This window comes from Desulfobacterales bacterium (assembly GCA_029211065.1).
Taxonomy (GTDB): Bacteria; Desulfobacterota; Desulfobacteria; order Desulfobacterales; family JARGFK01; genus JARGFK01.
Map to the genome: position 1 here is coordinate 1 of JARGFK010000056.1, position 19616 is coordinate 19616.

Here is a 19616-nt window from a genome sequence, read left to right on the forward strand (position 1 = left end):
ACTCCACTTTCCTACATTTGCAAAACCTTCTTTCGAATCAGGTGGCTTATCCCCCCAGGGATATTCCCTATCTTCGTAGCCCTTTGCGGAAAATTCCCATTCCGCCTCTGTGGGTAGGCGCATCATCACTTCACCGTCTATACCCCGGCTTTGCCCCCACTCACTGCCGTAAGTGAGGGTCCACCAGCGGCAGAAGGCCATGGCCTCGTACCAGCTTACTCCCACAACCGGCGCAAGGGGTCGCTTGCGGCCAAATCTTTCGTCATTCCAGAGGAGTGGCTCATCCAGATTCTTTTCTTTTTTAAACTTTCTTCCGTCAAAACCAAACTTGGAATGATCATCCTGCCAGTATCGGCCGTCTTTATAGCCACCTTGTCTGATAAACTCTTTAAATTCGCTGTTCGTAACTGGGTATTTGTTTATCCAGAAAGGCGACAGAGATACCTCATGCGAATATTCATCTTTACCCTCCCCGCCCATTTTAAAAGGTTTCTCTGCTTCAAGCCTGACAGCAGGAGGATTTTGGATGCCAATCTCCGGTTCACCGATAAAGCCAAGGGCATCGGAACAGGTTAGAAACATTTCCCTTTCTTTATGACTTGCGTCCCGTTTTGCAATAAGAGCCGTTTTAACTTCCTCCGCCAGATAGCGAACCTTATCTGTTTCGCTATAATAACCCTGCAGGTCATATAACGATTCGACAACCATTTTAACAGCTCTGCTGTTTGATGTTTTTAGTATGTCTTCACTCCATTTTTCCTCCAGATAATCAAAGAGGTATTCTTTTTCCTTGATTTTACAAAACAACAGCCGGGCTACTTCATTCCACCGGAGGGGATCGGCCAAAGCTTCCGTTTCCCAAAACTTTAAAATATCACCTTTTTCAAAACCTGAAATGCGCATTGCGGCAAAATATTCCTGAATGACCCTGTGGCTGAAACTGTGGTATCGCCCCCTTTTTTCAAGAATACCCAAGGTCCCGTCGCAAAATTCGATAAATTCAATCTCGAGTCTTTTCAAATTTATCCCTCTCACGACTCGGCGAAGGCTTTTCTGCTCCATTACGGCATCCGAAACTTTTTGAGGGACAATATAGACGCTTTCTTTGGTATCTCTATGGACACTCAATGCAATCCGGCTAAGTAGATCAATGTAGGTAGACTCTTGCCATACGATGTTTCTTCCTCCGGGAACTTCCAGACGGAACACCGGAGAGAATCCTTTTTGTTCTCGGGCACTATCCAGCTTTCTTTGATAAAGCAGCATATTTACAAACTCGCAAAAAAGGTCTAGCCTTCTTTGGGGCAAAATCTCGTCTTTAACATGCATCAGAATCATCACGGTAAGATAAAGCGGATTTCCGGCAAGTTCTAAAGCCGAATCACTTTCTTCAAGCGCTGAAATAAACGAAGTTGTGTTGTCTTCCGCAAGTTCAGGATCTCTTTCCCTAAAAAATTTATAGAACCGATGGACAAAATCATTTATCTGAGGCTCAGTCAAATCCAGCAGCCGAATTTGCGGAAGGCTAAAGCTGTCCAGCATCGATTCGTCTATGGCTGCGGGCCTTGAGGTTACAATGATGTTAAAGGCATCTTGGACCATTGCCGCAACAGTGGTTGCCAGGCTTTTTCTCATTTCTTCCGAAGCAATTTCGTCAAAACCGTCGAGGAGAAGCTGCACAGTCCTTCTTTGATTAACCAGCGCTTCATTGCTCAATTGCGTATCAGCATCCAGTTGCCGATTCCAGTCATTACAGACATATTCAATTAAAGTATCCCTTTGCTTCGTTTTATCAGGCACTTTTGTAAAAGATTCCGGCAGGGCATGCAGTCGCACAAATATGGGAGTAGGGTTGCCGTCGTTATCCGCCTTCTCAAGGTTTCTGAAAAGGTTGCCGCCCAGCGCCTTCATTGCCGTAGTCTTACCGCTGCCGGCATTTCCTGTAACCAGACAGGAAAAAGGTGGTTTGACAAGTTTTAGAAGGGGCTCGCTTCTTCTGCTGTGCTTGAAATACCAGTCCAATATCCCAATAACTGCAGCAGGTTCGCTTTTCGTTTTTTTAGCGACTTTCTCAATCAGTGACCGAAAATCTGAGCTGGTAAGCTCTCTGATCCTATCTCTTACGAAATCCACAAAGGCCTCGGCCGTCCTGCAAAACACTTGTAATCCGTCATTAGCATCACCCGTGTATTCGAAAATTTCGCCGCGTTCTTTCAGGTAGCGTGAAATATAATCGCTCCATGTTAGTGGGTGCGATAGAAATTTTTTTATTTTTTCGTTTTTTTTGTAATCTTTCAGGCTTTCTGAATCAGGCAGGTCGTACCTCACGTCTTCAAGCGCCGCACTTTGTTCAAAGTACACATCGCTGACCTTCAGCCTTTCCGGATCATCCCGATCAAAGCCCCGACCAATATGTTTGATTTTAATCCAGGATAGCTCCTTTTTGAAAACTTCATAAAGTTTCCGCCAATTAAGGGGTTTAATTTCCATTTTCGTGACGGCCTTGTCAGATCCTTTTGTTATTTCAAGCAATTGTCTCTGAATTCTTGTTTGTTCTTCTATCTCTTTCAATCCCGCTGCATTCAATTTCACCAGCGTGCTTGTGTCCACACCAATCTGATGCGTCGTGAGTATCAAATCGCGTTTGGCAAAAACATCATCGCATTCAGGATATTTCCCCATCTCCATTATTAAGTGATCCACAAAATCCTGCACGATATCTTCGGGGACTGTATCGACACCATCAATTTTAAGTTGGGCGATAAGTTTGATATCGGGATTTTGTAGAATAAAACAGAACTTTTCGAGTTCCTCGTCCGATATTTGATAATGGAAAAATCGGTTGTTTTTTCTGCCGAATTTATGTTTATACTCTTGTTCGTACCACTGTTTTGTTTTCTCTAAGGCTTCGTCATAAGCTTTCTGAAGCGGTGTTCTGTTGTCCTTAAGGAGGCCTATAAGGGCATCAAATGTTTTTGCGCCAAGAATCTTATAAATAATCTGCTCTATTGGAGTCATGTTGTCCCTCCTTATTTATTCAATGATAACCATGAGCGTCCTGTTTTCCTTGTTAGCAATCAAATCCGAAATGGTCCGGGCATAGGTGTCGAAATCAAAAGAAACGGACGTTTCTGTGGGGGCGTCACTGATGATGTAAACGGGTTTCTTGGCCGGCATCTTTTATTGTCTCCTTTTTATTCAATGCGGATTTCCCGCAATCAAACCGGTACAATTCAAAATGCAAAAAGGGTGAAAGGATAAATCTGAGCGCGTATGTTTCGCCACACTCAATTTACAGGCAAGGTCTGAAATGATGTTTTGCTTTGATTACAGGAACTTTGATATCTAATGATTTTCCTGCGGTCAAGCAAAATGAATATTTTGGGAAAAGTACTCATTTAACGGATTACGCTCCGGCCGGCAACACAAGGGCCGCCCATTGGATTATTAACACAAGGGACGCCCATTGGATTATTGGTTTTCCGGCGGCAACAAGTTCAACTTCTTCTCTTCCGCAATCTTCTGCCCCCGCACAACCGCCTGGCTCACCGAAGGCTGGGACAAGTTTATTTTTTTCGATAGTTCCACGGTCGTCATTCCAAGCTTCCGCACCCCCCAGTAACATAGCAAGCTGCGGGCCTCCACGATCCGGACGTATTTGCCGGCTGCCAATATATCACGCGGTTCTATATCCAGTACGGCAGACACTCTCTGAAGCAGCCATTCAAAACCGTAATCCTGAGCCTTAAGCGCGGGGCTGCTCACTATTTTTTCCTGAGCAGCTTCCAACGCCTTTTCAACGAAATCCCCTTCACCCAGTATCCGTTCATCACCCTTAACATGCAATGAACCCCTGCGCATGGATTTCACCGCCGCCCATCCACCAGCGCTTCGGATTAACCCGCCTCCGATTAGATCGGTCCGGCGGCCGGCAGCCAGACCCTTCGCCACAAATTCCCTGTAGCGCTGTCGGCCGGTTGAAACTCGCTTTCCATAAAACCTTAAAATGTAATCCGTATCCTGCCAGGTATTTCTTAAATGGCCCATCAGGGAGCTGTGGCCGCCATAAGGATATTTATCTAAACCTTCAAGGCCTTCTACGAGACCGACACGCAGGGGGTTTAGGTGAATATAGCGCACCAATTCTAACAAGTACAAATTTTCCTGGCACAGAATGGATTTATAACGATTTTGAAACAAGTGGCCATGCCGGCCGTGTCGCCGGTTAAAGCTGATCGCATATCCGGTTAAAAGTCGCCGCATCACTGTAGCAATCGGGGTTTGACCTGTTCGCAGCAGCAGATGCAAATGATTGGGTATCAAGGCCCAGGCGAAACAGGGCGTGCCGGTTTCAGACAAGACATGACCCAGCCGCTGCAAGAAGTTATCCCGATCCTTGTCATCGTAAAAAATCTTGCTGCGCTCGATACCCCTTACGATAATATGATGCAGGGCGCCGGAAGCATCTATGCGGGCTTTGCGTGGCATGATCGCTGCATATCAGATAAGACAAAATCTGTAAACCAATAATCCAATGGACGTCCCCATATTGCGATTGGCGACCATTATTCGGAACCCTTTTTCACCACCAGGTTCTTTTGCGCCTCTTTCTTGCGACTGTTCTTTTCCACAAAAAACGGTTTTCCCGTGTCATACGCTTTTGCGGTGTAATACATCAGGGTTGCCGGGGTCGACGGCGACGGGGTGAAGATCTGCACCTGCCGGGGCCTGAACTTGAGCACCTCCCGGCTAAACCGGTTTAGCCGGCCCATGTGCGCCAGGGTGCACCCGGGATAGGCCGCGATAAAATAGCAGGTCAAAAACTGTTTTTTCTTTAAACGCCTGTTGATCGTTTCAAAACGATCTTTGAACGCGATAAATCCTTCTATCGCCGGTTTTCCCATCAATGCCAGAATCTCATTTTCGGAATGCTCGGGCGCCAGCTTCAACTGGCCTGAGATGTGGTGCCGGATAATCTCTTCAAGGTATTCAAGCCCGTGGTCGGCGTCCTGCAAGATAAGATCATGGCGGATGCCCGATCCGATAAATACCTTTTTGACACCGGGCAGCTCCCGCAGTTTTTTTAAGAGCGCGATCTGGAGGCTGTGATCGACCTTCAGCTTCTCGCAGACCACCGGCGTCAGGCAGCGTTTGCGGCGGCAGGCCCCTTTTTTACTTTTGCGTCCGCACTCGATCCCGTACATATTGGCGGTGGGGCCGCCCACATCCTGAATCGTTCCCTTAAATTCCGGATGGGCGGTAAGAACTTTCGCCTCCCTTAGAATGGACGCCTCCGTGCGGTCAGTTACGGTGCGCCCCTGATGTGCCGATATGGCGCAGAAATGGCATTCGCCGTAACACCCCCGGTGCGTGGTCAGGCTGAAGCGGATGGTTTCAAGGGCGCGCACAGGCCCCCGGGAGGCATAATACGGATGAACGTCCCGCTCGTAGCCGGGTTCATGCACATGATCGAGCTCCGCCGGCGTCAGGGGAAGCTGGGGCGGATTGTGGATCAGGTAGCGGCTGTCCTGCTGCTGGCAGAGACCTCTGGCGGTGACGGGGTCATTGTTCCCATAGAAAATCTTAAACATCCGGCTGAAAGCCGCCGGCTCTGCCCCAACATCCGCGTGGGAAGGCAGCTCGATAAATCCTTCCTTTTTCTCCGCCGCAATATAGCAGATCCCGCGCACATCCCAAACCGGACGCTCGTCCCGGATTCTCTTTGCCAGCTCCAGGATGGTGCGTTCGCCCATGCCATACACCAGGATATCGGCCTTGGCGTCAAAGAGAATGGAGCGCCGGATGCTGTCGGACGGATGGTGATAATGGGAGATACGCCGCAGGCTTGCTTCCATGCCCCCGAGCACAATCGGCCGGGTATTTTTAAAATAGCGGCGCACCAGGTTGCTGTAGGCGATCACCGCCAGGTCCGGCCGCCGGTTGTTCCTGCCCCCGGCGGTAAGATCGTCCTGCCGGCGCTTTTTGCCTATGGCGGTATAGTTCGCTATCATCGAGTCCATGCATCCGGACGTAATGCCCCAGAAGAGGTCCGGTTCGCCCAGGCGGCGGATGTCCCTTTCGCCGGTGATATCCGGCTGGGCGATGATGCCCACCCGGAAGCCGGCATCCAGCAGCACCTTGCCGATAACCGCAACCCCGATAAAGGGCGAATCCACATAGGTATCCCCGGTCACCAGGATCACATCCAGCGACTGCCAGCCCAACGCTTTAAGCTCATCTTTTGTAGTGGGTATGAACATCCTATCCCTTACGGTCTCCTTCTATCCGCATACATCAACATCATTATACTATGATTATATGACTTTCCGGATAATACATCAAGAAGGTTAATGGCACGACGGAATGTTTCAAATTTGGGTGTTTTAAAAAGTACAGCCCATTAGCGCTTCAGGGGGATATTGGGAAATCTGAAAATAAAAACCAGAGAAAGCAGCGGGATCAAAGCAACGCCGAAAAGCACCGGCTGGATGGAAAAGAGGTCCGCCAGTTTTCCCACCAGCGGTGAAATCATCCCGCCCAGCCCGTAAGCAAATCCCATCATCAGGCTGGCCACCATGGATCTTCCCCGGGGCGCCAGTTTCTGGGCCATGACCACCCCCAGCGGCATGGTCGCCAGAGTGAAAAACCCGGCCAGGACCGCCCCCGGATATACCCAATTGCCGGGCAGGTAAAGCAGCAGAATCAGCGCCAGGGGCATTAGTATATGGGCTGTAAGGAAAACAGGTTTGAATCCGATACGGTCGGAAAGATGCCCGGACAAGATACCGCTGATCGTACCTGCCAGCGTGAACAGGGAGAACACCACGCCGGCTGAAACAAGCGAATACCCTTTGGACACATACATCACCGGCATGAAGGTCATAAAGGACTGGCCGACGACGGCGCGCAAGACCATGACCAGCCAGATCAGGAAAATCGGTTTTCGGGCCGGCCCCATAGTTTCCTTGAGGGTGCCGAAAAATCCCAGTTTTTTAAGCCCTTCGCTTTGCGGCTGGGGAACGGCAACAAACAGATAGGCGGCCGCGGCAAGACCGAGCACCATGGTCCCCGGCAAAGCCTCCAAACCGAAAGTGGCCGCATACCAGGTGACGAACAGCGGCCCCAGGGCAAACGACAGGGTGCCGCCGGTGTTGAAAATCGACATGGACAGGCCGGCATTCCGGCCGGCATAAAGGGAAACCATACCGGTCACCGACGGGTGGTACATGGCGGACCCGATGGACCCGGCTGCAACACAAAGGAGCAGGATTAAAAACGTGGGGGCAACACCCGACAGGGGGATGAACACAACGGACAGCAGCAGCCCCCCAAGAATAAACACCCGGGTCTGATAGCGGTCGGCCAAGTATCCCACGGACGGCTGGACGATAAAGGCCAGCAACCGGACAGTGCCGGCGATGATGCCGACCTGCGCCAGGGAAAGATTCAATTTTTCTACAAACAGCGGAAACAGCGGATTGATGAACGAACTGTAAAAATCACCGGCAAAATGGACCAGGGTAAGTGCAGCAATGACTTTGATATTGGCTTTCGCGTTTTCAGGTGTCATTAAAAGTGGCTATCCTCTATAAATATCATTTTTATGATAAAAGATGTGTATCTGGTTGTGTTTAAAACAAAGTTTGTTTTTATAGCCGAGCAGGCAGGGGTGGTCAAGGAGAAACGCAAGACGACGGATCATAGACACGATCAGTAGTTATTGAACCTTGGCAGAATCGTCATGGTACGGTGTTAACGAACGAAATTAATGGCCTTCGCCGGAGAGATACCTTTATTTTGAAGCAAGGTTTTATCGGTCGAATACTAAAAGCAATGCCTTGGTTGCTTTGGAATGATCGTCCCCGGAATCGTCAAATACCGCCATGGCGAAGCTGTAGCGCTTTTTGGGATTGAATTTCACATCATCCTCATGTCCGGTATCTAGTTTTCGATAAAGCATAACGCTCCATTGGCCGTCCTGGTAGCGGCTTTCAGCTTTAACATCAAAACGGGACCCATTCGGTTTGACCGGCAACCTGAAAGGGATCACCGTACCCGGCTGAAACACGGAATAATCTTTAATCGGTATGGCATCTTCTTTCAACAGAAATTCCGGCGAGGCGTCTTTGCGCGCCGGATTCGGCATATACAGGGGGCGCAGTCCATCGCCGGTCTGATTGTTAATATCGCCGCCGCTTCCGGCGTCTTTTCTCCGGCCGGTTTCGCGATAGGAGCCCGTGGGATTGCCGGCCACTGTTAACCAGGCATCATCGGCATATTTATATGGATCGGAGCGTGCTGCTTTCCAATGCCATAAATCTCCCTTCTCGGTTGCCCTGCTTGTGGCAAACTTCCATTGTGATTTGGGAAGATCGGCCGGACTATGGCATGTTACCGCACAACCTCTGGAAGCAAACTTATTGATGCGGGTGATTTCAAAAAGCAGTGCGATGCGGTCCTCATTGCCCTGCATATGAAACCAGCGTTTGCCGTCATACTGCCAGGATTGCTTGATGATACTTCGCGTAGGATCTTTCCATTGCAAATGGAAAAATATGCTGTCGTCCGTATATATGGCGCGGGTAGTGACGAATTCTCCCTCACGGTTCAATTCTCCGCGTCCTTTAACCGGGACCTGGACGGGGCGTATTTGCTGCCAAATCGCATCATCCAGTCCCCGGGGGGCCTGGCCCTGGCGCATGGCGTTGATGATCAGGACGTCACCCCCCGCCGACAACCCCACCGGTTTCATCAGCTGAATGACAACCACCATTGAAATTATCCATAAACAAGCGACGGTCCTTTGACCCATCCGGCACCTCTTCGATTTTTTATTTTCCGGTCGATACAAAATGCTCGATATACCCCATTAGTGAAAGGCCCGTCATGCCGACCATGATAACGGCAGCGATAATCATTACGGAGATGCGCCGGGCAGGATCCCGTTCGGCCGACCTGTCTAAAAACGGCAGGGCAGCCAACAGCCCGAAAAGCCCCCCGGGAATAACCACCGTTCCGATTACGGCAAACGGACCGCTAAATATCGCCACGAGCTGGTTGAGAAACAGAACCCACCATTCCGGTTTGGGAATAAAAGCCGAATCCGTCGGATCCGCCGGATCTCCCAAAGGTGCCGTCCAGTGTTGCGAGACCAGGCCCAGGACAGCCGTGACAATTAAAAATAATAACAACCATCGATTCAATATGCCGGGGAGAAAAGATATCCGCCGAACAGACCTTTCTTCTCCAAACAAGGGCTCGGATAAGCCCCGGTATAGTATAAAATGAAAATGAACAGCCATCGCCAGCACGAGCATGCCCGGCAAAAAGAGGGTATGCAGGACATAAAACCGGGTCACTGCGACAATGCCGGTCAAGGGGCCGCCCTGTAAAAATCGCACCGCAAGATCCCCGATGAACGGAATGGAGTGGATGATGCTGAGCCGGACCCGGGTGGACCAGTACCCTTTTTGATCCCAGGGCAGCAAGTCGCCGGTGATGATAAACATCGGCACAATAACCAAGAAAACGACACCTGAAATCCAGACCATTTGTCGGGGGGCCTTGTAAGCCCCCACGACAAATGAACGCAACAGATGCACGCCCATTACGACCAGCAGTATATTCCACGAGTAATGATGAATGCCTTTGATAATCGTGCCGAACGGCAGGCTGAAAAGCGCAAAGTCGACACTGTCATAAGCGGTTCCGGGAACCGGCGAATAGTAAAACGCCATAACGCTTCCCGATAGAAAAAGCAAAACCAATAAGACCAGATTCAAGGCTCCGAAAAATCGATGCCACGTAATGGCATCCCTGCGAATCTGTAGTTCCGAAAGACTCGCGACAATCTGCTCCAGGCCGAGATTTGCAATCAGCAGATCTGCCATATTCTGTTTGCTTTTTTGTTCCGTCGCCGCCATGCCAGATCACCTTACCGCGAAAATTCAAGAGAAATCGTTTCGGAATCGTATGAGTTTTCATCACCGGAATCATCGAAAAGCGCCATGGCAAAATTATACTTTTTCTTTGTATTGAATGCCACGTCATCACCATGCCCGGTATCCAGTTTGCGCGACAGCATTACCGTCCATTGGCCGTTCTCCCAGCGGCTGTCGGCCTTGATGTCGGCACTTGACCCTTCCGGTACGTTCGGCATGCGATAGGTGATGGTGTCACCGGCTTTAAAAGCCGAGTAATCCGAGATTTCAACAGCATGGGAAGTCAGTAGAATATCGTTCTTTGCCAGTTTTTTTCCGGGGGCAAGCATATATTTGGGCTTGGTCTTGTCCTCGGTCATATTCCTCGTATCACCGCCTTTGCCCTTGTCGCTTTTCCGTCCGCTTTTTTTCATATCGGTTTTGGTCAGCCAGGTATCATCCGCAACGCCGGCTGGATCCGAACGCGCCGACTTCCAATGCCACAAGTCGCCCTTTTCGGCTTCCGATAGGGTCCCGAATTTGCCCTCTTTGGCATTGGGCGCTCCTTGAGGCACGTGACAGGTAATTGCGCATCCTTTGGTGGCAAAATTTTTGATTCTATTTATTTCAAACAGCAACGAAATCCGGTCTTCATTACCTTGCATATGCGACCATTTAAGACCGTCGTATTTCCAAGCCTCTTTGGTTACGCTCAGCGTCGGGTCCGCCCATTTAAAAAGAAAGAAGATACTGTCGCCGGTATAAACGGCCTTGGTGGTAACACTTGCTTTTTTCCCGGCAAATTGCTCTTTGCCCTCAAACGGCACCTCTATCGCTTTGGCGGTGGACCAAACCTGATCGTCCAGACCGGCAGGCTCCGCTTTTACGCTTGCGGCAGCCAATGTCTGTTTGGCTGCCGCAATTCCTTCAGGAACATTGAAAAGTGATACCCCTATAATGAACAGGAAAAACAAAACAACGTACATGCTAAAATGTTTTTTCATGCTGACCCCCTTAGATTTAATTGAACGGTTCATTATTAAAAGCTCAGATATACCAACAAGTTTCCATCCTCAATTTTGTTTTCCAAAGATACCAACGGCTTTGTGGGCGGTCCGGCGATGGGGCGGCCGGACGCATCGAACCGGCCGGAATGACACGGGCATTCGAATACCTGTGCATCCTCCCGCCAGATAACGTTGCAGGCCAAATGGGTGCAGGTGGAGGAAAATACCTTAACCTGGCCGCTATCGTTTTTGGTGGCCCAGACAAAACCGCGCTGCGGCAACACCTGCCAGCCGTCTTTCACCATAAATTCATAAGAGAGCATGTTGTAGGTGTTCTGTTGTAATTCCGCCGCAGGCCCGAATCCGACCCATTTGCCCGTGGCCTTCTTCATCGCCGGCGCGACAATATATGAGATCACGGGTATCCCCACCAGAACCGCCGCGCCACTGGTCAAGACCGTTGTCTGCAAAAATCCCCGGCGGCTTATTTTCGAATGGTCATTGTTGTCGGTATTCATCTTAGAAATATCCAAATGGTCGTATCCGGTGTCCGAGAGTTAAAGGGAGGGGTAAATAAATTGGTTTAAGAATATTCTACCATTTGCCTGACAGCAAAATTCTCGGATGTTTGCATTCTTTTTAAAGAAGGGAATGTGAAAAAAAGGTGAAATCGATGTGAAAAAAAGGTGAAATCGAAAAAATAATGGCAATTATTGGAAGGTTCCCTGCAGTCCCGCCAAGGCGGGACAGGGAATGCGCTCGCTCTTGCGGTTCAAAACTGGCCCTGTCCGCCGGGGGGTAGCCTCCGTGGGGCCGTAACCATATTATCGAATCATGGCCGCGCAGCAGCTATTTTTCCCCGGAGGAAAAAACCAAGCTGACCCGTGTTCCTTTTCCCAATTCACTGTCAATGTCAAACTGCCAGCCGAACCGCTTGCATAATCGGCTGACGATCGCCAGCCCCAGGCCGAATCCCGGGCTTTCATCCCCGCGGAAATGAGGCTGTTTGACTGAAGCCAATTGGCTGTCTTCAATCCCCTTGCCGGTATCTGCTACCGTAACCCGATCGGTATCCACCTCAACGGTGATGTTGCCGGCAGCGGTATATTGAAAAGCATTTTGCACGAGATTGATGACAACGACTTTCAGTGCCGGGGCCGAAACATTCAGGACCGGGGCCGCCCGGACAATGAATTCGATCTCAATGGGTTTTTGGGAAAAAAGGTGCTGATTCTGTTCAATGGCTTCCTTTAATACCGGCAATACGGCGGTCGCCTGATCAGGTGCCAGGGCCGCCTCTTCTCTGGCCAGCCACAGGAAAGTCGTAATGATGTTTTCCATATCTCTTACCGCGCGTTCAATGCGGCTCAAAGGTTTTTTAACAGATTCTTCTTCTCCCAGGCGCTGTTTTAACAGCTCCACAGCGCCTTTAATAACCGTTACCGGCGTGCGCAATTCATGGCTGGCATCACGGGTGAATTGTTGTTCACGCTTGACGAAGCTGTCCACCCTTTTCATGGACATTTCAAGCGCATGCGCAAGTACGCCGATTTCATCGTTATAAAATTCCTGTGACAGGTTTTTCGGCAAATTTTCCGGCTGTGACTGGTTCACCTGCTGGGCCAGGTAGGAAACCGGGGCGATAATTTTTCGCGACGTCACCAGCCCGATCCATAAGCCAAGAGCGACCACCAAAAAAATGCTGGTCAAGAGAATGGTGCCGATCATCAATTTGCGGCTCTCGGTGAATTCCAGGGCGCTGACGTCATAAATCACGTAGAGCGGCTGCTTATAGGATGCCAGCGTTTTTACCAATACATGGTATTCAACGTCATGGCGGTACTTCTCGTGAAAACCTTCCCCCAGCCCTTGAACCATTTGTCGGATCCAGGGCGCCATGGAATTTGTGCCGAGATAGGCTTGAATATGGTCGGAGGCCGGCGCCGGCAGGCTGCCGTCGAAATTAAGCGACTGGACCAAAAATTCTGCTTCTCTCGATATTCGATGGTCGACGAGATTATCGTCGATAAAATCCAGCGAAATATAAACGATCGCGGCAAACACCGTGCCCAGCACCGCGCCGAAAATGCAGTACGAAATAACAATTCGCGTTCTTAGGCTATGACGAAATTTCATTGGAATCCACCAGGCGATAACCCAGTCCGTGAACGGTTTGGACCAGGGGCGTTTTAAACGGTTTGTCAACGGCATGGCGCAGGGCGTAGATATGACTTCGCAAGGCATCGCTGCCCGGCGGCATATCCCCCCACAACGCATGTTCCAGATCACCCCGCTTGACAATATTCGGGGATGCCTGCATTAGAATTTGAAGAATTTTCAGGCACACTCGATTAAGTTTTATCTCTGTTCCCGCTCGGACCACCTTCATCTTTCTGACATCAAAAACCAAATCAGCAACGCATAACTGTGGGAGGGTCCCTTCGGCTCGCCTTACCAGTGCGCTCAAACGCGCGTCCAGTTCTTCAAGGGCAAAGGGTTTCACCAGATAGTCATCTGCACCGGCGTCAAACCCTTCCAGCTTGTCGTCTAGCGTATCACGGGCTGTGAGCATCAGCACCGGGGTCTGTTTACCCCCTTCTGTTCTCAGCTTCCGACAAAACGTCAGACCGTCCATTCCGGGCAGCATAATATCCAGAACAATTGCGTCAAAATCCTGGGTCAGCGCCAGATGCAGCCCGCCGATGCCATCCATTGCAAAATCCAGCGTATGCCCCCTGGCTTCCAAATAATCGGCGATATTCTCGGCGATATCCTGGTTATCCTCAACAACCAGTATTCTAACGCCATGTTTTGGTTTAAGGTGGCTCATCTATTTTTAGCAATGCTCTCAGGTTATAAACCGAAACGAACTGTGTTGCTAATAGTTACCGTGCCTCACAATCTCACCTTCAATCAGATAAATCACTTCCTCGGCGATATTGGTGGCATGGTCGGCAATCCGCTCCAGATGGCGGGAGATCAGAAACTGGTTGATGAGAAATGCTTCTTCGTCGGAATGTTTTCGCAGGGCCTGCTTGGTAAGCTGATAAACCTCGCTTTGAATATTATCGACTTCGTCATCCATGGTTATCACTTTAAAGGCCAGATCGATATCTAAATTTACCAGGGCGTCCAGACTCATTTTCAGCATGTTTTCGGCCTTCTGGGCCATTTTGGCGTAATCGTAGTAAAAGCTTGAACTTTTGCGTTTTGCCAGGCTTTCCACCCGCTCGGCAATGTTGACGGCTTCGTCGCCGATTCGCTCCAGATCATTGTTGATCTTGATCACCGCCACGATAAACCGCAAATCGACGGCCACCGGCTGATGCAGGGCCAGAACCTTCAGGCATTCTTCCTCAATGTCCACTTCCATTTCATCGATCCGGTGGTCGTCGATGATGATTTTCCTGGCGATCTCGGCATCCTTCAGCTCAATGGCCTTAATCGCCATGCGGACTTCATCTTCCGCCAGGGCACCTAAAGAAAGAATCAGCTTTTTTAATTTTTCAAGTTCGCGGTTAAAGTGCTTGGTCATGGGCAGTTCTCCGTTTAGCCGAAACGTCCGGTAATATAATCCTGGGTCAGTTGATGCCGCGGCCGGGTAAAAATCACCGGTGTGGGCCCGACTTCGATCAGGTCCCCCATATGAAAGTAGGCGGTGCGCTGGGAAACCCGGGCCGCCTGCTGCATGGAATGGGTGACAATCACAATCGTGTACTGTTTGCGCAGTTCATCCATCAGGTCTTCAATGACGGCGGTGGCAATCGGGTCGAGCGCCGAGCAGGGTTCATCCATCAGAATGATCTCGGGACTGACGGCAATGGCCCGGGCGATGCACAGCCGCTGCTGCTGGCCGCCGGAAATGCTTGTGCCGGATTGATTCATGATGTCCTTGACTTCATTCCAGAGCCCGGCTTTGACCAGTGAGGACTCGACGATTTCATCCAGTTCGGTTTTGCTTTCGGCCAGGCCGTGGATGCGCGGACCATAAGCGACATTGTCGTAAATGGACTTGGGAAAAGGGTTGGGTTTCTGAAATACCATACCCACCTGGGCCCGCAAGGGGACCACATCCACATCCGTTTCATAGATATTTTTCCCGTCCAGCAAGATTTCTCCGCTGACCCGGCACCCCGGGATGGTATCGTTCATGCGGTTCAGGCAACGGATAAAGGTGGACTTGCCGCACCCGGACGGCCCGATCATCGCCAGGACTTCATTGCGGCCGATCTCCAGGGAAACCTTTTTGATGGCCTGCTTGTCACCGTAAAAAACATCCACATTCCGGCAGATCATGCGCGGATCATCCACGGTAATGTCGCCCACCGTCCGTCGGCTTTCGCGGCTGACCAGTGTCTTGCCTTCCGATGTTTTCCCTGTTGGTTGCGTTTTTTCTTCAGGCATCCGTTTTTTTGTTTCTGAAATTTCAACTGTTGAAAAAGGGTTAATCAATTCCATTATGATACATCGATATAAATTTGTTCCCAGCCTATGTCAATAATATTGGAGTCGTTTCAATTTAAACGCGGGATGAATCGCCTTTTATTAGTCTCGAAATAGAATTGACATCGCCTGCAAAATCTCCCCTCGCCCCTCTTTCCGAAAGAGGGGTGTTTCCTCCCTTTTAAAAGGGAGGGCAGGAGGGATTTTTAAAAATATATCGTGACAATTATGGGACGCTTAATAAAGACCGGCAGGCCGGATTTCCGATAGGGAACTCCGGCCTGTCATACCCGTACCGTTAAACTATTTTATGGCATTTAGCCGCTCAAGATTTTTCACCGTGTTGTGGAATTGCCTGCGCTCCGCATCCGGCATCGGTATCATCCCTTTTTCGCTCAGATAGCCTTCTTTTCCCCAGGCCTTTTCACTGCTGAATTCGTTCAGATATTCTTTGATGCCCGGGATCACGTCGACATGCGCTTTTTTTACATAAAAGAAAAGCGGACGTGACAGGGGGTACTTGCCGTCGGCAATATTTTCAAAAGTCGGCTGAAAACTTTCAACATAAGCACCCTGAAGTTTATCCATGTTCTGGTCCAGAAAACTGAAGCCGAAAATCCCAACGGCATCGGGGTTGGCTTCCAGTTTTTGAACAATCAGGTTGTCATTTTCACCGGCCTCGATGTAAGCACCGTCTTCGCGGACGGTCTCGGTAACAGCCTTGAATTTCTTTTTGTCTGTTTTCCCCAGAGACTTTATTACTGCGAATTCGCCGGCGCCCTCTACCATGGCCAACTCAACAAACGCATCCCGGGTACCTGACGTGGGCGGCGGTCCCAGGACTTCAATTTTTATGTTCGGCAGGGCCGGATTGACATCTTTCCAGGTTTTATAGGGGTTGGGAACTATTTTATTCGAGCCTTTGGGGTCCGGAACCTCTTTTGCCAGTGCCATAAAAATTTCTTTTCGGCTGAGCTTTAGCATGGCAGCCTTTTTCGAGTTTGCCATGACAATGCCGTCGTAGCCGATTTTAACCTCGATAATGTCTTTGACACCATTTTTTTGGCAAGTATCGAATTCGGATGATTTCATCCGGCGGGATGCGTTGGTAATATCCGGAAGTTCCACGCCCACACCGGCGCAAAAGAGTTTAAAACCGCCGCCCGATCCGGTTGACTCGATTTTGGGGGTTTTGTAGGACGTGCTCTTTCCGAAAGTTTCCGCAACAACTGTTGCAAAGGGGTAGACCGTCGATGAGCCGACAATGCTGATGTAGTCCCGGCTGGATGCAGCATGAATGTTGCCGGCAAATGCTGTTGCAACGAAAATCGAGACCCAGACAACGAACCATGTTTTTCTCATAACTTTTTTCCTCCTGTAATTTAATAAGTTTGTTTCGGCGAACCTGATATTGTCGCCCTTAAATTTTGTACCTAACTTAAGCGGCGTATGTTAGGAAAATATTTGGATTTGAATAGATTCAAATTAAAAAAAAATTGGAATAGTGTTAGGTCGGATACATGGATGTGCGCATAGGGGCATTCGGCTTACCATCGCCGCTCGAAATGCTTTCGCAGAATGATCGCGCCGGCATTCATGATGCATAAAAATGCCAGCAGCACGATGATGGCGGCCGATGTCCGCTCCACAAAGGCCCGTTCCGGGCTATCGGCCCACAGATAAATCTGGACCGGCAGGACTGTGGCCGGATCGTTAAATCCGGCGGGGATGTCCACGATAAACGCCACCATGCCGATCATCAGCAGCGGAGCCGATTCCCCCAGTGCGCGGGCCATGCCGATAATCGCGCCGGTCAGCATGCCCGGCAATGCCAGCGGCAATACATGGTGGGCGACCATCTGCATCTGCGAAGCTCCCACGCCCAGGGCCGCTTCGCGGATCGAAGGCGGAACAGCCTTCAGCGCGGAACTGCCGGCAATGATGATGGTCGGCAGCGTCATCAGGGAAAGCACCAGGCCGCCGACAAGGGGTGCAGAGCGGGGAAGTCCGAAAAAATTTAAAAAAACAGCCAGACCCAGCAGCCCGAAAACAATCGACGGCACCGCCGCCAGATTGTTGATGTTGATTTCAATCAGGTCCGTCCATCGGTTCTTCGGCGCAAATTCCTCCAGATAGACGGCCGTCGCCACACCGGTGGGAAACGACAATACCAGGGTAATCAGCAGGGTAAAAAACGAGCCCATGACCGCCCCCCGGATTCCGGCCTGTTCAGGCTCGCGCGAATCACCGGCCGTAAAAAATGTTCGGTTGAATTTCTTTTGTACCTTGCCCGCAGCCGTCAACCGGTCGATCCAGTCTAATTGCTTCCGGCTGAACCGGCTCTCACTTTCCGGTGCATCCTTTTTTATGTGTCCCTTGATCAACATGTCGATATCATCATCGGCCGGTACCCACACCGACAATTTTTTGCCGATAATTTCCGGTTTTTTCAGCACCATGTCCCGCAGCTGATAGGTTGCTCCGGAGCTGACCAGACCGTAGAGCATTCGTTTGTCCGCCCTGCCCTGTACATCCGGAAACATGGCCTGCAAAGCGTTTTTAACGATAGCGCCATAATCCGCTTTCACCAGTGCTTCCTGGTTGAGAATGCCCGGATCAAAAAAAATGTCCAATTCAACAAAGGTCTGCTGAAATGCCGTATATCCTTTAGAAATGATATTGATGAACAGCAGCGACAAAAACATCAGGCTAAGCGCAATGGCGGAAATGCCATAGAATTTGAAGCACCGCTCGGCACGGTATCGTTTTGCAAGACTCCTGTCGACGATTTGCTGTGCCCGATTCGGTAATTTATCGGATATAGGCTTATTATTCATATTGCTCACGATACTTGCGCACCACCCGCAAGGCGATAATATTCAGCAGCAGCGTCAACACGAACAGCAGCAGGCCCAGGGCAAAAGCCGCCAGGGTTTTGGGGCTGTCAAACTCCTGGTCGCCCACCAGCAGCGTGACAATCTGAACGGTAACGGTGGTCACTGCTTCCAAGGGGTTTACCGTCAGGTTGGCCGACAGGCCGGCCGCCATGACAACGATCATGGTTTCGCCGATGGCCCGGGACACCGCCAGAAGAATCCCGCCGACAATGCCGGGCAGAGCGGCCGGGACAATCACCTTTTTAATGGTTTCAGACCGGGTGGCGCCCAGGCTGTAGGAGCCGTCGCGCAGCGACTGGGGCACGGCGTTGATAAAATCGTCCGATAACGAAGACACAAAGGGAATAATCATGATTCCCATGACCGCACCAGCTGCCAGGGCGCTTTCCGAAGATACATCCAACCCGAGCTGACTTCCGACGCTGCGGATAAAGGGGGCCACGGTCAGCGCGGCAAAAAAGCCGTACACCACCGTTGGAATCCCTGCCAGTATTTCAATCAGGGGTTTGGCCACCGCCCGGAATTTCTTGTTGGCATATTCGGACAGGTAAATGGCCGACATCAGACCCACCGGCACGGCCACCACCATGGCGATGGCCGAAATCAGGACCGTACCTGCGAAAACCGGGATCGCCCCGAAAGCTCCGGAAGAACCCACCTGATCCGCCCGGATGGCCATCTGGGGGCTCCATTCGAGTCCGAACAGAAATTCATAGATCGGTATCATTTTAAAAAATCGAACGGCCTCAAACAATACCGACAGAACGATGCCGACGGTCGTAAAAATCGCGATGGTGGAGCATCCGATCAAGCCATACCGGATGAGGGTTTCAACCTGATTGCGGGCCCGCATGGCGGGCTTTATTTTCGTCCGGATGAAAAGGATGCCGGCCAGGGCCAGTGCGAGGACAATGACCGCCAGGGCGGCGCTGCTGGTGGCTTGCAGTCTCTGATAATGATCGGCCGCAGCCTGGATCGCCGGGCTGATTTTTCCGGATACGATGTTGCCTTCCACCAGGTTTTTAACGTCGTTGAGGATCAATCCCAGGCGTTCCGGCGGCAAGGTGCGAATCGACTCCGGCAGATCGGCTGCCACCAGGTAGGTGATCACACCGTCTTCAAATGCCAGCCAGAACCCGAATACCAGCAGGGCGGGGATTCCGCACCACAGGGCTGTCAGGACGCCGTAATAGACCGGGCGTGAATGCAGCCGCTTGAAACGGGATGTTCCACCGGCAACGGTGAACGCCCGCCGCTTTCCGATGGCGTATCCGAAAGCGGATAAAATCAACAGGATCAGTATTAAAGTATAAGACGGCATCGTATTTAAGATAAATTTATTTTATTCC

The 19616-nt window shown here is 50.5% G+C and carries 16 protein-coding genes; all 16 read right to left on the reverse strand.

What is annotated here, in order from left to right; all coding sequences use genetic code 11:
- A partial coding sequence (locus P1P89_13175) for an SUMF1/EgtB/PvdO family nonheme iron enzyme (GenBank protein MDF1592462.1) occupies window positions 1-3018 on the reverse strand: 3018 nt, incomplete at its 3' end.
- A 15-nt stretch (window positions 3019-3033) separates the two neighbouring features.
- The gene (locus P1P89_13180; GenBank protein MDF1592463.1) at window positions 3034-3177 is read right to left on the reverse strand and encodes a hypothetical protein; all 144 of its coding nucleotides are present in this window, start codon (window positions 3175-3177) and stop codon (window positions 3034-3036) included.
- Window positions 3178-3471: 294 nt separating this feature from the next.
- On the reverse strand, window positions 3472-4488 hold the full coding sequence (locus P1P89_13185) for a transposase (protein MDF1592464.1): 1017 nt from the start codon (window positions 4486-4488) through the stop codon (window positions 3472-3474).
- A gap of 77 nt (window positions 4489-4565) precedes the next feature.
- A complete protein-coding gene (locus P1P89_13190) occupies window positions 4566-6260 on the reverse strand; it encodes a YgiQ family radical SAM protein (protein MDF1592465.1) in 1695 nt (564 codons plus the stop codon).
- A 140-nt stretch (window positions 6261-6400) separates the two neighbouring features.
- Window positions 6401-7570 (reverse strand): MFS transporter, encoded by a 1170-nt coding sequence (locus tag P1P89_13195; protein MDF1592466.1) that lies wholly within the window; start codon window positions 7568-7570, stop codon window positions 6401-6403.
- 240 nt (window positions 7571-7810) lie between these two features.
- On the reverse strand, window positions 7811-8773 hold the full coding sequence (locus P1P89_13200) for an ethylbenzene dehydrogenase-related protein (GenBank protein ID MDF1592467.1): 963 nt from the start codon (window positions 8771-8773) through the stop codon (window positions 7811-7813).
- Window positions 8774-8831: 58 nt separating this feature from the next.
- Window positions 8832-9923, reverse strand: coding sequence for a cytochrome b N-terminal domain-containing protein (locus tag P1P89_13205; protein ID MDF1592468.1), 1092 nt, complete (start codon window positions 9921-9923; stop codon window positions 8832-8834).
- Between the two features lie 11 nt (window positions 9924-9934).
- Window positions 9935-10924 (reverse strand): ethylbenzene dehydrogenase-related protein, encoded by a 990-nt coding sequence (locus P1P89_13210; protein MDF1592469.1) that lies wholly within the window; start codon window positions 10922-10924, stop codon window positions 9935-9937.
- Between the two features lie 35 nt (window positions 10925-10959).
- A complete protein-coding gene (locus P1P89_13215) occupies window positions 10960-11445 on the reverse strand; it encodes a ubiquinol-cytochrome c reductase iron-sulfur subunit (GenBank protein MDF1592470.1) in 486 nt (161 codons plus the stop codon).
- A gap of 331 nt (window positions 11446-11776) precedes the next feature.
- Window positions 11777-13063: a HAMP domain-containing sensor histidine kinase gene (locus P1P89_13220; protein MDF1592471.1), complete on the reverse strand. Its 1287-nt coding sequence runs from the start codon at window positions 13061-13063 to the stop codon at window positions 11777-11779.
- A complete protein-coding gene (locus tag P1P89_13225) occupies window positions 13047-13757 on the reverse strand; it encodes a response regulator transcription factor (protein ID MDF1592472.1) in 711 nt (236 codons plus the stop codon). Before P1P89_13225 ends, P1P89_13220 begins: the two co-directional genes overlap by 17 nt.
- A gap of 48 nt (window positions 13758-13805) precedes the next feature.
- The gene (gene phoU / locus P1P89_13230; protein ID MDF1592473.1) at window positions 13806-14462 is read right to left on the reverse strand and encodes a phosphate signaling complex protein PhoU; all 657 of its coding nucleotides are present in this window, start codon (window positions 14460-14462) and stop codon (window positions 13806-13808) included.
- Window positions 14463-14476: 14 nt separating this feature from the next.
- Complete coding sequence (pstB, locus tag P1P89_13235) at window positions 14477-15331, reverse strand: phosphate ABC transporter ATP-binding protein PstB (GenBank protein ID MDF1592474.1); 855 nt, start codon at window positions 15329-15331, stop codon at window positions 14477-14479.
- 342 nt (window positions 15332-15673) lie between these two features.
- On the reverse strand, window positions 15674-16732 hold the full coding sequence (locus tag P1P89_13240; GenBank protein ID MDF1592475.1) for a PstS family phosphate ABC transporter substrate-binding protein: 1059 nt from the start codon (window positions 16730-16732) through the stop codon (window positions 15674-15676).
- Between the two features lie 185 nt (window positions 16733-16917).
- Window positions 16918-18207 (reverse strand): phosphate ABC transporter permease PstA, encoded by a 1290-nt coding sequence (gene pstA, locus P1P89_13245; protein MDF1592476.1) that lies wholly within the window; start codon window positions 18205-18207, stop codon window positions 16918-16920.
- Window positions 18200-19588 (reverse strand): phosphate ABC transporter permease subunit PstC, encoded by a 1389-nt coding sequence (pstC, locus tag P1P89_13250; protein MDF1592477.1) that lies wholly within the window; start codon window positions 19586-19588, stop codon window positions 18200-18202. The genes pstA and pstC overlap by 8 nt, the downstream gene beginning before the upstream one ends.
- Window positions 19589-19616 lie beyond the last annotated feature (28 nt).